Annotated in this window: 14 protein-coding genes and 1 tRNA gene; 3 read left to right on the forward strand and 12 right to left on the reverse strand. The window is 63.7% G+C overall.

Annotated elements, in window-relative coordinates:
* The first annotated feature begins 79 nt into the window (after positions 1-79).
* Positions 80-1,300 carry an ISL3 family transposase gene (locus AC3FLX_RS15345; protein ID WP_488694692.1) on the forward strand — a complete coding sequence of 407 codons (1,221 nt, stop codon included), beginning with the start codon at positions 80-82 and terminating at the stop codon, positions 1,298-1,300.
* A gap of 164 nt (positions 1,301-1,464) precedes the next feature.
* Here the strand turns inward: AC3FLX_RS15345 and AC3FLX_RS15350 are convergent.
* Positions 1,465-1,555, reverse strand: a tRNA-Ser gene (locus AC3FLX_RS15350).
* 178 nt (positions 1,556-1,733) lie between these two features.
* On the opposite strand from AC3FLX_RS15350, the gene AC3FLX_RS15355 reads away from it, so the two are divergent.
* Positions 1,734-2,723 (forward strand): LysR family transcriptional regulator, encoded by a 990-nt coding sequence (locus AC3FLX_RS15355; RefSeq protein WP_488698357.1) that lies wholly within the window; start codon positions 1,734-1,736, stop codon positions 2,721-2,723.
* Positions 2,724-2,830: 107 nt separating this feature from the next.
* Here AC3FLX_RS15355 and AC3FLX_RS15360 read toward each other — a convergent pair whose 3' ends face one another.
* Positions 2,831-3,931 (reverse strand): hypothetical protein, encoded by a 1,101-nt coding sequence (locus AC3FLX_RS15360; protein WP_488697878.1) that lies wholly within the window; start codon positions 3,929-3,931, stop codon positions 2,831-2,833.
* A gap of 130 nt (positions 3,932-4,061) precedes the next feature.
* On the opposite strand from AC3FLX_RS15360, the gene AC3FLX_RS15365 reads away from it, so the two are divergent.
* Positions 4,062-4,187 (forward strand): hypothetical protein, encoded by a 126-nt coding sequence (locus AC3FLX_RS15365; protein ID WP_488697880.1) that lies wholly within the window; start codon positions 4,062-4,064, stop codon positions 4,185-4,187.
* Positions 4,188-4,208: 21 nt separating this feature from the next.
* On the opposite strand, the gene AC3FLX_RS15370 is transcribed toward AC3FLX_RS15365, so the two are convergent.
* The 10 genes from AC3FLX_RS15370 to bcsE all read right to left on the reverse strand — a co-directional run bounded on the left by AC3FLX_RS15370 (position 4,209) and on the right by bcsE (position 14,524).
* A complete protein-coding gene (locus AC3FLX_RS15370) occupies positions 4,209-4,925 on the reverse strand; it encodes a GGDEF domain-containing protein (protein ID WP_488698359.1) in 717 nt (238 codons plus the stop codon).
* Between the two features lie 32 nt (positions 4,926-4,957).
* Positions 4,958-5,347, reverse strand: coding sequence for a DUF1987 domain-containing protein (locus tag AC3FLX_RS15375; protein ID WP_488697881.1), 390 nt, complete (start codon positions 5,345-5,347; stop codon positions 4,958-4,960).
* Positions 5,348-5,371: 24 nt separating this feature from the next.
* Positions 5,372-5,944: a SiaB family protein kinase gene (locus AC3FLX_RS15380; RefSeq protein ID WP_488697883.1), complete on the reverse strand. Its 573-nt coding sequence runs from the start codon at positions 5,942-5,944 to the stop codon at positions 5,372-5,374.
* A gap of 30 nt (positions 5,945-5,974) precedes the next feature.
* The gene (locus AC3FLX_RS15385; RefSeq protein ID WP_488697885.1) at positions 5,975-7,234 is read right to left on the reverse strand and encodes a SpoIIE family protein phosphatase; all 1,260 of its coding nucleotides are present in this window, start codon (positions 7,232-7,234) and stop codon (positions 5,975-5,977) included.
* Positions 7,235-7,381: 147 nt separating this feature from the next.
* The gene (gene bcsR, locus AC3FLX_RS15390) at positions 7,382-7,618 is read right to left on the reverse strand and encodes a BcsR/BcsP family cellulose biosynthesis protein (protein ID WP_488697887.1); all 237 of its coding nucleotides are present in this window, start codon (positions 7,616-7,618) and stop codon (positions 7,382-7,384) included.
* A complete protein-coding gene (gene bcsG, locus AC3FLX_RS15395) occupies positions 7,615-9,171 on the reverse strand; it encodes a cellulose biosynthesis protein BcsG (protein WP_488697889.1) in 1,557 nt (518 codons plus the stop codon). Before bcsG ends, bcsR begins: the two co-directional genes overlap by 4 nt.
* A 21-nt stretch (positions 9,172-9,192) precedes the next feature.
* Entirely contained in the window at positions 9,193-11,778 is a 2,586-nt protein-coding gene (gene bcsA, locus AC3FLX_RS15400; RefSeq protein WP_488697891.1) for a UDP-forming cellulose synthase catalytic subunit, read from the reverse strand.
* On the reverse strand, positions 11,775-12,557 hold the full coding sequence (bcsQ, locus tag AC3FLX_RS15405) for a cellulose biosynthesis protein BcsQ (protein WP_488697893.1): 783 nt from the start codon (positions 12,555-12,557) through the stop codon (positions 11,775-11,777). Before bcsQ ends, bcsA begins: the two co-directional genes overlap by 4 nt.
* A complete protein-coding gene (locus AC3FLX_RS15410; protein ID WP_488697895.1) occupies positions 12,554-12,754 on the reverse strand; it encodes a hypothetical protein in 201 nt (66 codons plus the stop codon). The genes bcsQ and AC3FLX_RS15410 overlap by 4 nt, the downstream gene beginning before the upstream one ends.
* 3 nt (positions 12,755-12,757) lie before the next feature.
* Positions 12,758-14,524, reverse strand: a complete 1,767-nt coding sequence (gene bcsE / locus AC3FLX_RS15415; RefSeq protein ID WP_488697896.1) for a cellulose biosynthesis protein BcsE — start codon at positions 14,522-14,524, stop codon at positions 12,758-12,760.
* Between the last annotated feature and the right edge of the window lie 8 nt (positions 14,525-14,532).

The following is a 14,532-nucleotide window of genomic DNA, read 5'->3' on the forward strand; positions in this document are numbered from 1 at the left end:
GGTTCTTCGGAGAATTCCGGGGACTGAATTGCCACATTCCGTATCCTAATGGCCGTTAAGACGGCTGTTGAGGAACGGGATGCTGGATCGGAAGACGCTGCAGGCCTTGGGCTGCTGGGATGGCTACAGGCTGGATCGGGTGGTATGGCCTGAAGGGGAGAGCCGTACGCTGGCGCTGTACTTGAAGCCAGTCAGCAAGGTCATGTACTGCGAGGAATGCGGATCGAAGTGCCGGCAGGTCCATGAAACGGTGGTGCGGCGCGTGCGCGATCTTCCGCTGTTCGAGTACCGGGTGGTGCTGCATGTCCCCCGCAGGCGCGTCTGGTGCGATCAATGCGGGGGGCCGCGACTCGAGCGGCTCGAATGGCTTGGGCGCTACCAGCGTGTCACAGCCAGGCTGGCGCAGGCCTGCGGGCAGTTGCTGCGTCACTGCACGGTGCAGGCCGTGGCGGCTTTCTATGACCTGGGCTGGCATACCGTCAAGACGATCGACAAGGCGCGCCTGCGCGAGGCAGTCGTCGAGCCGGACTGGTCCAGCATCCGCTACCTGGCCATGGACGAATTCGCGCTGCACAAGGGCCATCGCTATGCGACGGTGGTGGTCGATCCGATTGGGCGGCAAGTGCTCTGGATCGGTCAGGGCCGCTCGCGCGAGACGGCGCGCGCCTTCTTTGCGCAACTCCCGGCAGGCGCGGCAGAGCGCATCGAGGCCGTTGCCATCGACATGACGACCGCCTATGAACTGGAGATCCGCGAGCATTGCCCGCAGGCTGAGGTGGTCTTCGACCTCTTCCACGTCGTGGCCAAGTACGGGCGCGAGGTGATCGACCGGGTCCGTGTAGATCAGGCCAACCGCCTGCGGCACGACCGTCCGGCCAGACGGGTACTCAAGTCCACGCGCTGGCTACTGCTGCGCAACAAGGAGAACCTGAGCGACCCTCAAGCCGTGCATCTGAACGAGGTGCTGCAGGCCAATCAGCCGTTGCTGACGGTCTACATCCTGAGAGACGAGCTCAAGCGGCTGTGGTTCTACCGCCGCCCGGGATGGGCGCAAAAGGCGTGGGAGCATTGGTGTGAACAGGCAAGCCAGAGCCGGATTCCGGCTCTCGAACTGTTCGCCCAGCGCCTGAAAGCCTATTGGCACGGCATCATCGCCCGATGCCGGCACCCGCTGAACACGAGCGTCGTAGAGGGCATCAACAACACCATCAAGGTCATCAAGCGTAGGGCCTACGGCTACCGCGACGAGGAATACTTCTTCCTGAAGATCAAGGCTGCCTTCCCCGGAATTCCTCGTTGAACCAGAAAAAAGCCGTCCCATTGGACGGCTTCGGACGGTGTTCTTAGGCAGGGAGGTTGGCTGCGCATGCGCAGCAGGCCGGTCACTTCGAATTCGCCGTGCGGCCTGCAATGGTTTGCCTTCTCCAGAAACGACGATGCCCGCTGTCGCGGGCATCAAAAATCTGGCGGAGAGAGGGGGATTCGAACCCCCGATAGGCTATTAACCTATACACGCTTTCCAGGCGTGCGACTTAAACCACTCATCCATCTCTCCGGGAAGTCGGCGATTATAGCAGAGCCGGCGCGCGTGTCCAGCACCGTTCGCCCACGCTGATCCTGACGCCTTTTCGAGCCACCACAAGCGTTCCCAAGCCAACCATCTTTCGTTAATATCTGACCGGTCAATTAATTTTTTGCTGGCCTTCGCCGGTATTGCATTGAGAGCTGTCTGCATGAGCGATTCGGAAATATTGGACCGTGGCGCACAGCCTGATCAGTCGCTGCAAGCGAACCTTCTGTCGGCCAGCTTTGCCTCGAGTTACGCGGGAATCATGGCGTTTGTGGCGGTGGCGAGCGAGGGCAATTTTGCGAAGGCGGCGCAGCGTCTGGGTATCGGACGCTCGGCGGTCAGCCGCAGCATTCAGAAGCTCGAAGCGCAACTGAACACCCGATTGTTCCTCCGCACGACACGTACAACAGCCCTTACGCGCGAAGGGGAGCGATTCTTTGAAAATTGCCACCAGGGCGTGACACACATGATGGACGCGATGCGAGACATGCTGGAGTTACGCGAAGGTCCACCGTGCGGACTGATCCGCATCAGTTCATCGCTCTGCTTCGGCAGGCGCATCGTGGCGCCGCTGCTCGACAAATTCTCGAAGGCGTATCCCGATATCGATATCGAGCTTCTGCTCGACGATCGCCTGACCGACTTCGTGTCGGACGGTGTCGATGTTGCGTTCCGCAATGGACGTATCGAGGATTCTTCAATCATCGGTAAGCTGCTCAGACCGATGGAGTTGATGCTGGTTGCCGCGCCGTCCTATGTGGAGAAGTACGGGTTGCCTGAAACTCCAGACGATCTGTCCGCGCATCAGTGCGTCAACTACCGCTTCTGGCACGGACGTCTGTTCGAATGGGAGTTCAAGGTCGGAGGCCAGGCGCGCAAGCATCAGCCTGCGGCACGCTTCACGTTCAATGATTTCGACCTGGTGCTGGATGCGGCGCTGCAGGGGCAGGGCATTGCGCAACTGGCTGGCTACCAGGTCTGCGGACACCTTGCGGCCAACGAGCTTGTGGTGGCATTGCCAGAATATGTGCCAGCAGATCGCGGACACTATCTCTGTTACCTAAGTCGTCAGCATCTGCCCACGCGCATTCGCGTGTTCATCGATTTCATGGCGGAGGAGATTCGCCTGCTCGACTGGCGCTGCATGGGCTGACCGACGTTGCGCGTTTGGCCGGAACCGGCCGCGAGCGCGACGGCACTCACCAAAAAAATGCCCGCTGCGCGGGGGCGAGCGGGCCGGGATAAATGTCATGGGGTCAATCATGACTGGGGTTGATTGTCTTCTAATGTATCTTCCGTGTCTTCCCTACGGTGGAGGGGCATGTAAGCGCCAACGTCCTCTGCCTCGTGGGATTTGCGGGGCCGCTCTGAAGACAGGTTCTTGATCTCGTTCGGTGACGGCACCTGCATCGCGGGCGCGCTGGATTGCCGGACAACGGGCGTTGATGAGTTCCGACCCGATTCGAATGCGCTGATGATGGTGGAGTTCATCGCCGACATGGCTCCCGCCACCCCGATGACCGTCGTGCCGGCAGCAATCCAGATATTCCATCTCAGCACCTTCGACTCCCTGCGGATTTCGACGACCTCGTCATGAATCGACGCCACCCGGTCCGTGAAGTGTCGGGTCATGTCGTCGATGCGCTTGTTCATGGCGCCAAATCTGTAGTCCAGCATGTCGCGGAAGCTCGCCAATTGTTCGGCGAATCGCTGGTCCATCTCTGAGAGCCGTCTCTCGCTTTCTTTCCTGTTCTGTTCGCGTCGCTCGTCGTATTCCTTCCTGTATTGCGCGGCGCGTTGCTCGCTCTCCATGCGTTGCTGTTCGGTACGTCTCTCCCATTCCTGACGTTGTTGCTCGGCTCGTTTCTCACTTTCCTTGCGTTGTTGTTCGCGTCGCTCGTCGTGTTCCTTCTTGTATTGCTCGGCGCGTTTCTCGCTCTCCATGCGTTGCTGTTCGGCCCGTCTCTCCCATTCCTGACGTTGTTGCTCGGCTCGCTTCTCACTCTCCTTGCGTTGCTGTTCGAGGCGCTCGTCATATTCCTTTTTGTATTGCTCGGCCCGTCTCTCGCGTTCCTGCCGTTGTTGTTCGAGCCGTTCGTCGTACTCCTTCTTGTGTTGCTCGGCCCGTCGCTCGCGTTCCTGACGTTCTTGTTCGAGTCGTTCCTCATATTCCTTCTTGCGTTGCTCGGCTCGTCTCTCGTGTTCCTGCCGTTGCCGTTCGATCCGTTCATCACTTTTCGCGAACATTCGATTCATACGTTCGTCGGCTCGCTGAAGATGAGCGTCGAGCTTGCCCTGCGAGACCGCGTCGCTGCGATGTCTTTTCGAGCCTGATCGAAGTTTCTTCTGCCTATGCATCATGGCTGGGGTCTCCGGTTGAAAAATGTTCAACCTCGACTGTCGGCCAACCTGCAAAGGATCGCTATAAGACAGTTCGCAAAGTGGGATGGCGGCGCCTACCATGCAAGAACATCCACCCTAGGAGGCTCGCATGTCGAAGGAAAAAGGGAGTATTGCCATGCCCACGCTGATTGCCTTTGCCGTGGCCGGCATGGCATTCACCGCTTCGCTGGTGCTGGCGTACTACGCCACGCATCCAGAAAAGCTCAGGCAATAGAAGGCCGGGTGACGCTGCGCCTCAAGCCATGATGGCGCGGGTCACGCGGTTGCGGCCGCCGCGCTTGGCTTCGTAGAGGGCTTCGTCAGCGCGGCCATAGGCGTGCTCGAAGGTGCGGCCCTGGGCGGACCAGCTGACGCCAAAGCTGGCGGTGACCTGGCGATTCACCGGCGACGGAAAGCTCTGGTCGGCAATTGCGCAGCGCATCCGTTCGGCAAGGTCGAGCGCGTCGGCCATCGAGAAATCGGGCAGCAGTGCGGCGAATTCCTCGCCTCCCACGCGGCCGATCGCCCCTTCGGCGCGGATCGTGTCCTTCAGGCAGGCGGTGACGCCGCAGATCACGGCGTCGCCGGCGGGATGACCGAAATCGTCGTTGAGCCGCTTGAAATAGTCGATGTCGAGCACGATCAGCGCCAGGCTGCCGCGCGCCAGCGCCGCCGTGGCGCGGTCGATCACGGCGCCGCGATTCAGCGCGCCGGTCAGCGTGTCGTGCGTGGCGCGGTACTCCAGCTCCTGGGCCAGTTCCTGCAACCGGTGGTTCAGCCGGTTCATTTCCAGTTCTTCGCGGTCACTGCGGCGGATCAGCCGGCGCGTCTCGCGCATGAGCCGTTCGTAGTAACTGATCAGCTGGCCGAGCGTATGCCGATAGGCTTCCTCACCCGCGTCGACATCGCAGAACACGGCCTTGGCATGTGCCAAGGCGCTGTTCTCGGATTCGAACAGGTCGGGTTCCGACATGGCGGCGGCAGTGGGCATGTCGCGCGGCGCGTTCAACTGCTGGTGGTCACTTGGTCGATGAAGTCGATGGCGGGGAAGTCGTCATGCAGCTCCTGGCCGAATTCGAGGATCGTGTCGTCGTCCTCGTCGTGGAACCAGTGCAGCGTCACGTGATTGCCGCGCCCTGCCGCCTCATTGAGCGCATCGAACATGCTGAACAGCATCTTGGTGCTGGAGCTGTTGAAGTAGGTGAGCGCGACGTTCACGGTGATATCCATGTCGTCGCAATCGGCCAGGTACTTGCGCAGGCGCGTGACGGCTTCACCGTAGAAGACGGCGGCATTCTCGGGGTAGGACTCGCCCTTGAGCGAGAGCGTGTGCCGCGCGAAATCGAAGCTCACTTCGGGCGAGCTTGGCGTGGCGGCGATGAACAGGTTTTCCATGGCGGTCTGTGCGATCGGGCGGTGTCAGATGGTGGCGACGAGCTGAAACATCGTCGAGACCGGGTCCGTGTCGATCGGCTGAAAGTTGTACTCCAGGGGCGCGCTGGCATCGCGCGCCATCGTCAGGATGCCAAGCCCGGCTCCCTTGCTGCCTTCGGGAGCGTCCGAGCGCAGCGTTTCCTTGTAGGCGCGCTTGATTTCTTCGAGTGTCATCGTCCGCACCTTCTCCAGCGTGCCGCGCAGTTGCTCCACCCGCGCCGACGACACCGGGTTCGAGCACATCAGACGGTAGTGCTCGTCCACCATGCTGATGCAGACCGAGCCATGACGCAGCTGGCCGTCGGGCTGCGACGGCGAGGTCAGGGAGTCGGATGAATAGTGCACGATGTTCTGCGCCATCTCCACGAATGACGAGAACAGCTTGCGCCGCGTGGTGCCATCCACGCCGCTCACGGTAAGCTGCAGGCGCACCGCATCGGACATGGCGGCGATGATGTTCTGCGAAAAGTAGCCGACGTAGTAGAAAATCACGTTGCGTTCCCGAGCCATCTGGAAGAACGGCTCATATTCCTTGTCAATCGATTGTGCGGCGGTCATGTGCAAACGGTTGGGTGCGCGATTCGTGAGTCATTGCGCACGGAAGCAGAAGAAGGTCAGGTCGTCACGGCGGCGCTGCTCGCCCTGCCACGCACGATGTACGTCGAGCACGGCGTCGCTGATCTGCGCGGCCGACGCATCGCGCCGCGCGCAGATGGCCTCGCGCATGCGGCGCTTGCCGAAGGCGATTTCCTTCGGGCCGCCGATCTGGTCTATCAATCCGTCGGTGGTCACGAACACCAGCGTTCCCGTCTGCGTGGGCACGGCGCTGTTCTGCCAGGTGTAGTCCATGTCCGTGTCGACGTAGCCCACGCCCATGCGCGCACCGTTGATCATTTCGCCGCCGGTGTCGCCCGGCTGCAGCACGAACAGCGACGACTTCGCGCCGGCAAATGTCAGCTGGCGCGTGGCGTTGTCGAACCAGAAGAACGCGGCGTCCAGGCCGTCATCGGATTCCGATGCATCGGGCATCTGGCGTGCTTCCCGGTCCGCCTCGCGATCGGTCTGGCCAAGCATCTGCTTGATGCCACGGTTCACGGCCATCAGCAGCGCGCCGGGGTCGCGGGGCCCCAGTTGCTCCAGCGCCTGGGTCAGCAGCGATGAGGCGATCAGCGTCATGAAGGCGCCAGGCACGCCGTGGCCCGTGCAGTCGGCCAGCGCGGCAAACCATCCGTCCGGGAACGCGGCAAAGTGATAGAAGTCACCGCCCACCACATCGCGCGGTTCCCAGACCAGCGAGGCATCGGGCAGCGTGGCGGCCAACGTGTCGCGCGACGTGCGCAGCATCGCGCGCTGGATCGTGCTCGCGTAGTCGATGCTATGCATGATCTGGCGATTCCGCTCGGCCTGCATGTCCGCCACCACGCGCATCAGTTGCAGACCCTGACCCAGGCCGATGTACTGGCCGCCGCGCGCGATGATGAAGCCGTCGGCCAATGCCTTCTCGCCATACTCCACGGTGCGGAACGTCAGCGCGTCGATACTCATCTCGGCGTCGACGACGAGCGGCTCCTTGTCCATGAACGCGATACAGCTCTTGCGGTTGTAGAGCTCGCGGTGATACGGCTTGCTCATCTGCGACAGGAAGATCGACCGGTTGATCAGGCCGATCGGCTTGCCTTGCTCGGTCACCGGCAGACAGGCCAGTTCACGATGCATCGCAAACACTTCCAGCACATCCTGGTTGGTATGGTCGGTTGTGACCGAGGGCGTGGGAACGGCCAGATCCTCTGCGCATGGCTGCCGGAAGCGCGGTCGGGCAGCGGGAGAATCCACCAGGAAGCCGGACATGACGTAGGGACCACGGAATTGGAAAATGGCCCCGAGTCTAGGCGGGCTTTGTGTCGAATCCGTGACGAAAAGCCCTGGAAGTCAAGGCTTGCGGCCCTACCCACGAGGGGTGGCGGCATTAGCGATTTGAACGCCGGGAAAGCTGTGTCAGGCGCCGTCGTTTCGTGATTCGGCAGGCGAAGGGTAGGGCGTGTCGTCCAGCCCCATCACGCGCGCCAGCAGCGGCCAGCGCCGCACGGCCTCGGCCGTTTCCACTTCGCCCTGCTGGTCGAAGTAATGGCGGCCGTCAAAGCCATCCACCTTCTGGGCCAGCGCGTCGACGTCGTTGTAGGCGATGGCCGCCTTCCGGGATGTAATCGGCTTGGTGATGGGGCGAGTACTCATTTCTGCTCCACCCAGACGCCATCGGGCGTGTGCACGACGTAGCCGTCGGTGCGCTTCATCGTGATCGTGCCTTCGTTCTCGCCCACCATCTGGGTTTGCGGAAGGTCGTCCGAATAGTGGGACAGCGCCGGCGCGCCCTGCCGGAACGGGCTGTCCGCGATCAGGTTGAACACCAGTTGCGACAAGCCCAGGAAGCTCATCGGCGCATCGATGGTCACGGGCTGGGGCGTTTCCGTGCCGGGCAGGCCCACCAGTTTCACGCCCACGGGCACGTGGATGATGTTCGGCGTTGGAATCTCGCGCAGGCCCGAGATCTGGTTCTTGTCGCCGCGCAGTGCCGCGCCGTGCTCGGGTACGAAGATCACCACGGCCTTGCGGCCGGACTTGGAAATGGTGTCGATAATGCGGTCCACATCGTCCAGCAGTGCCTTGAGCCGGAGTGGATAGGATTCCAGGCTGGTCAGCCGCTTGCCCGGTAGCCGGTTGCCGTCGTGCAGCGTCACCGTGTTGTAGTACAGCGCCACGGGCTTCTTGTCCTGCGCCAGGCGCTTCTGGTACCAGTTGTCGAAGGTATTGAAATCCCCGAGCACCGGAGAGTCGTCGAACGCGCGCATCGCCACGGGCACGCCGTCCGTCGATTCGGGCTGCACGCCCGGCAGGCCGATTTCCTTATCCACAAAGCCGCGGAAGTCGTCGAAGCGGCCGTCGTGATTCATCAGCACATGCGGCGTGAAGCCGGCCTGCGCCAGGTCTGCGAACACATGGCATTCGGCCGGCGCGGGATCGTACAGGTTCTTGTGCGGCTCTTGCCCGCACGCCCCACGCAGCACGCGGATCGCGGCGGGGCCACTGTAGCTGGCCGCCGAGCTGAAATTCTTGAACAGGTAGTCGAACCGTGACAACAGCGGATGGTTCAGGCTCCGGGCCGCGTCGAGGTCATCCCAGGAGAGCGAGCAGATGTGGAGGAAGATGACGTCGAACTGCGCATCGGGGCTGGCGGTCAGCGGGGCCACCGTGGCACTGCGTTGTGCTTCCTGCTCGCGGAAAGCGGTCAGGATCGCGTCGTAATTGTTGGTCGCGTTGATGTCCGCGCGCGGGCTATCAGCGGCACGTGCCACGGCCGCGTCCTTGCCCGGCAGCGCGATGCCCAGGCCATACCAGAACGGCATCGCGAATAGCGCGATCAGCACGAACGTGGTGGTACGCAGCCAGCGATTGACCAGGAGGAACACCACCAGCACCAGCAGCACGGCCACCACCAGCTGGATCGACACCAGCCGCTGCAGCAACTCCACCAGGTATGCGGTGGTAAAGGCGCTGATGTTGGCGAACTGCGAGATCACACGCTCGAACGGCGGCAGCATCGATTCGCGCCATGCCAGCGCCGCTCCGACGCCAATCGCCAGCAGCTGCCGGATCACGCGTAACGGGCGCGACTCCATTGGCGCCACCAGCAGCAGCGCGAAGACGATGTTCAGCAGCCATATCGGCTTCATCTGTCCCGTATGGAACAGGTAGAGCTTGGCGAGGAAGTAGAGGTTCCAGAGTCCCATATCGTCTCGTTCAGCCGGGGATCATGGCGCGCGCGAGCGGCGTCGCGCGAGAACCAGATCCACCGCATCCATGAAGGCATCGTAGAGCCGCAGCAGGCCCTGGTAGCCCATTTCCATGACTTCCTTCAGGCTGCGCAGCGGCGCGTCCACGCGCTCGTCGTCGAGCCAGTCGATCCACGCATCGGCACGGCCGAACGTGCACTGGATCAACTGCGTTTCGCGGGCCATCGTCAGGTCTTCCATGCGCACGCCCAGGTGCCGGTTGACGTTGCGCGTGACCACCGCCGGAAAGTGATACGTGCGCGGGCCGCGCGACAGGCAGACGCCAACGCGGGAACCTTCCTGCAGCGGCACGTCGATGGGCAGCACAACACCAAGCCCCCCGATCGAATAGTTCTCGGTCTTGCAGGCCAGCGTGCGGCCATCGGGCAGCAGCAGCGTAGCCGGCACACGCATCGGAATGCGATGCGAGACACGCACCTGGCGCGCTTCGCGTGCCACGCCGACCGCCGCGCCGAGCATCATCAGGTTGAACAGTGCCCACGCCATGTTCATCAGTACCGTGGCCGGTTCCTCCGTGCCCCAGAACAGCAGCCGGGCGATGCCGGCGCCAAGCCCGATCACATTGAGTCCCAGCAGGAACAGGTAGGGCTTGGAAATGGTCCAGTCGAGGTAGTCGTCGGCAATCTGCCCGCCCTTGGCCGTGACGTTGAACTTGCCGGCCCGCGGGTTGATGAAGGCTACCGTGGTTGGCAGCACGATGTACCAGGCCAGCACCGATTCGTAGACTTCGGCCCAGAACGAATGACGGAAGCGGCCCTGCAGCCGCGAATTGGTGATGTTCGCAATCAGCAGGTACGGCACCACATACGCCGTGATCAGCAGTGCCGAGGTGTTGATCACATGCAGCCCGAAGTACAGGTAGGCGATTGGCATCGTCAGGAAGACCAACCGCGGAATACCGTAGAAGAAGTGCAGCATCGCGTTGCTGTAGCACAGGCGCTGAAAGAACTTCAGGCCGCGGCCGAGCATCGGGTTGTCGAGCCGGAAAATCTGCGCCATGCCACGCGCCCAGCGGATGCGCTGGCCGATATGTCCGGACAGGCTTTCCGTGGCCAGCCCCGCGGCCTGCACGGTGCGCAGGTAGGCGCTGTTGTAGCCAAGGCGATGCAGCTTGAGCGCCGTATGAGCGTCCTCGGTCACGGTTTCCACGGCAATGCCGCCGATCTGCAGCAACGGGGCGCGTTTGATTACCGCGCATGATCCGCAGAAGAACGTGGCGTTCCAGAAGTCGTTGCCGTCCTGGATCAGGCCGTAGAACAGACTGCCTTCGTTGGGTACGCGGCGGAACGTGTCGAAGTTGCGCTCGAACGGGTCCGGCGAGAAGAAGTGATGCGGTGTCTGTACCAGCGCGCAGTTCGGGTCGGCCAGGAACTCACCCATCGTCATCTGCAGGAACGAGCGCGTGGGAATGTGGTCGCAGTCGAAAATTGCGATGTATTCGCCGTCCGTCTTCGGCAATGCCGCGTTGATGTTACCGGCCTTGGCGTGGCGGTTGTCCGTGCGGGTCAGGTAGCCCACGCCGGCCGCTTCGGCAAACTCGCGGATGTGCGGGCGGCGGCCGTCGTCGAGGATGTAGACGCGCAGCTTGTCGGCGGGCCAGTCCATGCTGCGTGCGGCGAAGACAGTGGGCTGGATCACGCTCAGCGATTCGTTGTAGGTCGGGATAAAAACGTCGACCGTTGGCCATAGCTCCGGATCGGCGGGCAGCGTCTTGGGCTTGCGATGCAGTGGCCAGGCCGTTTGCAGATACCCCAGCGCCAGCACCAGCCAGGTATAGACCTCGGCTGCATACAACACATAGCCCACGGCGGCCTCGATCGCGCTGGCGAACTGCAACGTTTGCGTGGATCGCCACCAGATATATCGTCCGGCCATCAGTATGGAGATGGCGATCATCGTGATCGTCGCCAGCCGCCCCGGTATGCGCCGCACCACGCTCAGCCCGATCCAGACCACGGCGAAAAGCAACACCTGTTCCCCGAAGCGCAGCGGCGTGGTACTGACGGCCAGCACCGTGATGGCGGCCAGCACCAGCGACACGGGCAAGACGAATGGAATACGGCCGATGCGCGCGGATACCGCTTCGGAGACGAAGGCAACGCGATTCCAGTCGGGGCGGGGCAGGTGCGTCAGAACCTTGTGGCGCAGCCGCGATGTCGCGTGCCAGATCGGTTCCAGCACGCGATCGAGCCATTTGCGCAGCCAGCCCGTCCGTTCGGCGTCTCCGTTGCCGCGTTGCTTGCGCGGATCGGCGGCCAGGCGCACCCGTGGCTTGGGCGGCCGGATAAAGAGCCGCCAGATCCAGGTACCGGCCGAGGGCTGCTTGCCCACGCCCAGGCGCGCGACGGCGCGGCGGTATATCAGCGCGGCCCATTCCGCCGGAATGTCGGGCTTGCCAGGGCGTGGCGGGCGGAAGAACAGCCGCAGCAGCCAGTCGCCCACGTGAGGTACGGCGGAGGTGCTGGTGCCCACGCCGAGTTCACGCGACAGGCGGCTGCGCGCCGAAGCCATCCATTGCCGCAGCCAGGCCATGCGCGTGATCATGATGTGCTCCCGTCCAGCGCGCGCGATTCGATCCACGCCGACAACCACGAAGCCAGTCCATTCAGATCATGCGCGGCCTGCGAGTGAGGTGCGCTGCGGCTGAAGCATTCGCTGCGCGCCAGTGCCTCAGGCACGCTGCTGTCCTCGTGCACGTGATAGGGCAGCATGGCCTGCCCCAGCATCGCCTGCAGCATCGCAACGATGTCGACCTGCAGTTGCCGGGCCGGTTGCAATCGCGTGGCCAGATAGCGCACGGTCTTGCCGCGCGTGGCCAGATCATCGGTCAGGCGCTTCAGCGTCAGGCAGGTTTCCGGCTGTGCTGGCACCAGCACCAGTATCAGGTCCGCTGCGTCGATGGCCTGGTTGGCATAGGCCGACGGCCACGGTGCGGTATCGATCAGCACGGCACTGTGCGCCGGCAGGTCCACCTGCCCGACCCGTCGCGCCAGCCAGTTCGCGGGCAGCCGCTCGATCGCGCTCGATTCCACGCTGTCTCCCCAAGGCACGAACAGCACGCCATCGTCGCTGCGCAGTCCCGTGCCCGCCCAGGCCGCGGCCGAGGTGTCGTGCAGATAGCCGCCGATACCATCGGCCGGAATGCTGCGCAGCCCGAAGTGGAAACCGAGCACGTTGCGCGGGTCGCACTCCACGGCCAGAACTTCATGCTTGCGCCACGACAACAGCGAGGCCAGCTCCGCCGTCAGCGTGCTGCGGCCCGCCCCGCCGGTCGTGGAGACGATGGCGATGGTTGCCGTCGCGGAGGTTGTCCCGGCGCTCATCGACGGCCTCGTTCGCCAGCCTGGCGCTTGCCGCGAATGACCAGCGCATCGAGTTGGGGCGGCAGCCGCACGGCGCGGCGCGGGCGCGGTGCGGTCCAGCGCGGCAGCCATCGCAACAGGTCGAAACGCCAGGTCAACCAGGCCAGCGGCGCGGCGAGGATCAGGCCCCAGATGAAGTAGCCGAGAAAGATGGGCATGTCTCAGTCCTGACGTTTGAGAGGCACCGGATGGTGCTGGGGCAGGTCGCGTGGCGCGGCATTGGCGCTGGCGCGCCGTGGCGCCATCAGCGGCAGCGACATCGCGGCCGGCTCCGGCGCGCTGACCGGTTCTACGGCAACGTCCGGCGCCGACGACTCCTGCGTTGCCGATACAGCCGGACCGGGCTGCGCCGGCAGCCACGTGCTGTAGTCGGGCGGAGGATATTCGGCGATCTCCGTTTCGAGCCTTGCCAGCTCCGCCGCAATCGATTCGTTGTCGCCGCTGCGCAGGTCGCCCTGAAACAGGTCCGCCATCGGACGCTTGAACACGCGCTGGCATACGGCGTCCACATCGTCCATGCGGCAAGCGAAGAAGAATGCGTAGAGACTGTCGCTGCCGGCGGTGCACAGGTCGCCAGCGCGGCTCATATGGCAGGCACGCAGCGCATCCACGTGGGCCACTTCCGGCAACAGCGGCAGCTGCAGCAGTACGTGCGGCAGGCGGATCATCCGGCTGCGTTCCACGGCGTCGCGCGCCAGTGCAATGAATGTGGAAGCCGGGACGTAGCCGCTTGCCGTGGTGGTCAGTACGGCGGACAGCGCGTTGTGATAATCGGCCAGGATAGGCCGCGAAAACACTTGGCCCTGCAAGCCGTCAATCATGGCCTGCATGCGCGCAAACGGCGTGCGTTGGGCGATCACGGCATTGGCGCCGAGGTTCAGCATCAGCAGTTCATAGTGCTGGCGCATCGCTTCACGATCCTCGCGGATCACGATCTTGAGCGCGCGGCCCGCGCTGCGCCGCAGCCGGTGGACCTGACCGGCCAGCATCTCAAGGTCCCGCGTGCCAGCGTAGTGGAGGATAACGGTGGCAGCGACCGATTTGCTGGCCGTGGCGACGGCTGCTTCATTGCTATCCACCACCCGCCAGTCTTCCGGTATGAAGCGCTCGCGCAGCACGGCGTCGCGGCTGGCGATCACGCGCTGCTCGTCCGGCGCCAGCATGCCGGCTTCCTCGATCGTGTCGCTGTAAGTGTCGGATGCCACCATCAGACGGTGTTCGTTCGGCGCAAAGCGCAGGCGCAGAACCTCGCCGGCCACCACGGCCTGGTTGTCGCGCCAGAAAGCCACCTCCCACGTGTACTGGCCCTGCTGCTGCGACAACTGCACCGCGCCGGCAAAGCGGCCGTGAAAACCGTGCAGGTCCGGCAGGGGCTGTCCCTCCGCCGCTTCGGGCGGCGCCATCACAAGCAGGAGCGCGCAGCGCTCGCCTGCGCACCATTCGCTGACACGCACACCTTCGAGTGCCAGCGTTGTGGCATCGTGCCAGCTGAAGAATGCTTCGGCACCTTCGAGCAGGAACGTCGTGCCGCGTGCGCCGCATTGTTCGACCAGTGCGTCCAGGGCCTCGATCAGCGCGTCGATGCCGCTACGCCCGGTCTGCGCGCGCAAGGCGCACAGATTGGCGCGCGCATGCATGGCGCGGTTCACCTCGATGTCCAGTCCGTGCTCGCGCAGCGCATTGGCAATGCCATCGGCGTCGCGCGTGGACAGCACACAGGCGGGGCCGCGCAGTGCGGACGCCGCGGTTTGCCAGAACAGCGCGTCGCGTGCCGGGGACGGCCGGGCATAGACCACATGGGCGCGGCCGGGTGCCAGCGTGGCCAACGCTGGCGCCAGGCCCTCGATCGCCAGCATGGCGCGGGCCTGCAGCCGGGCCATCAGTGGCGCGGCGCGTGGCGTGGCGGGGATGCGGACGGCGTCGTTCATCGCGGTTC

This window comes from Cupriavidus sp. 291-E7 (assembly GCF_057798835.1).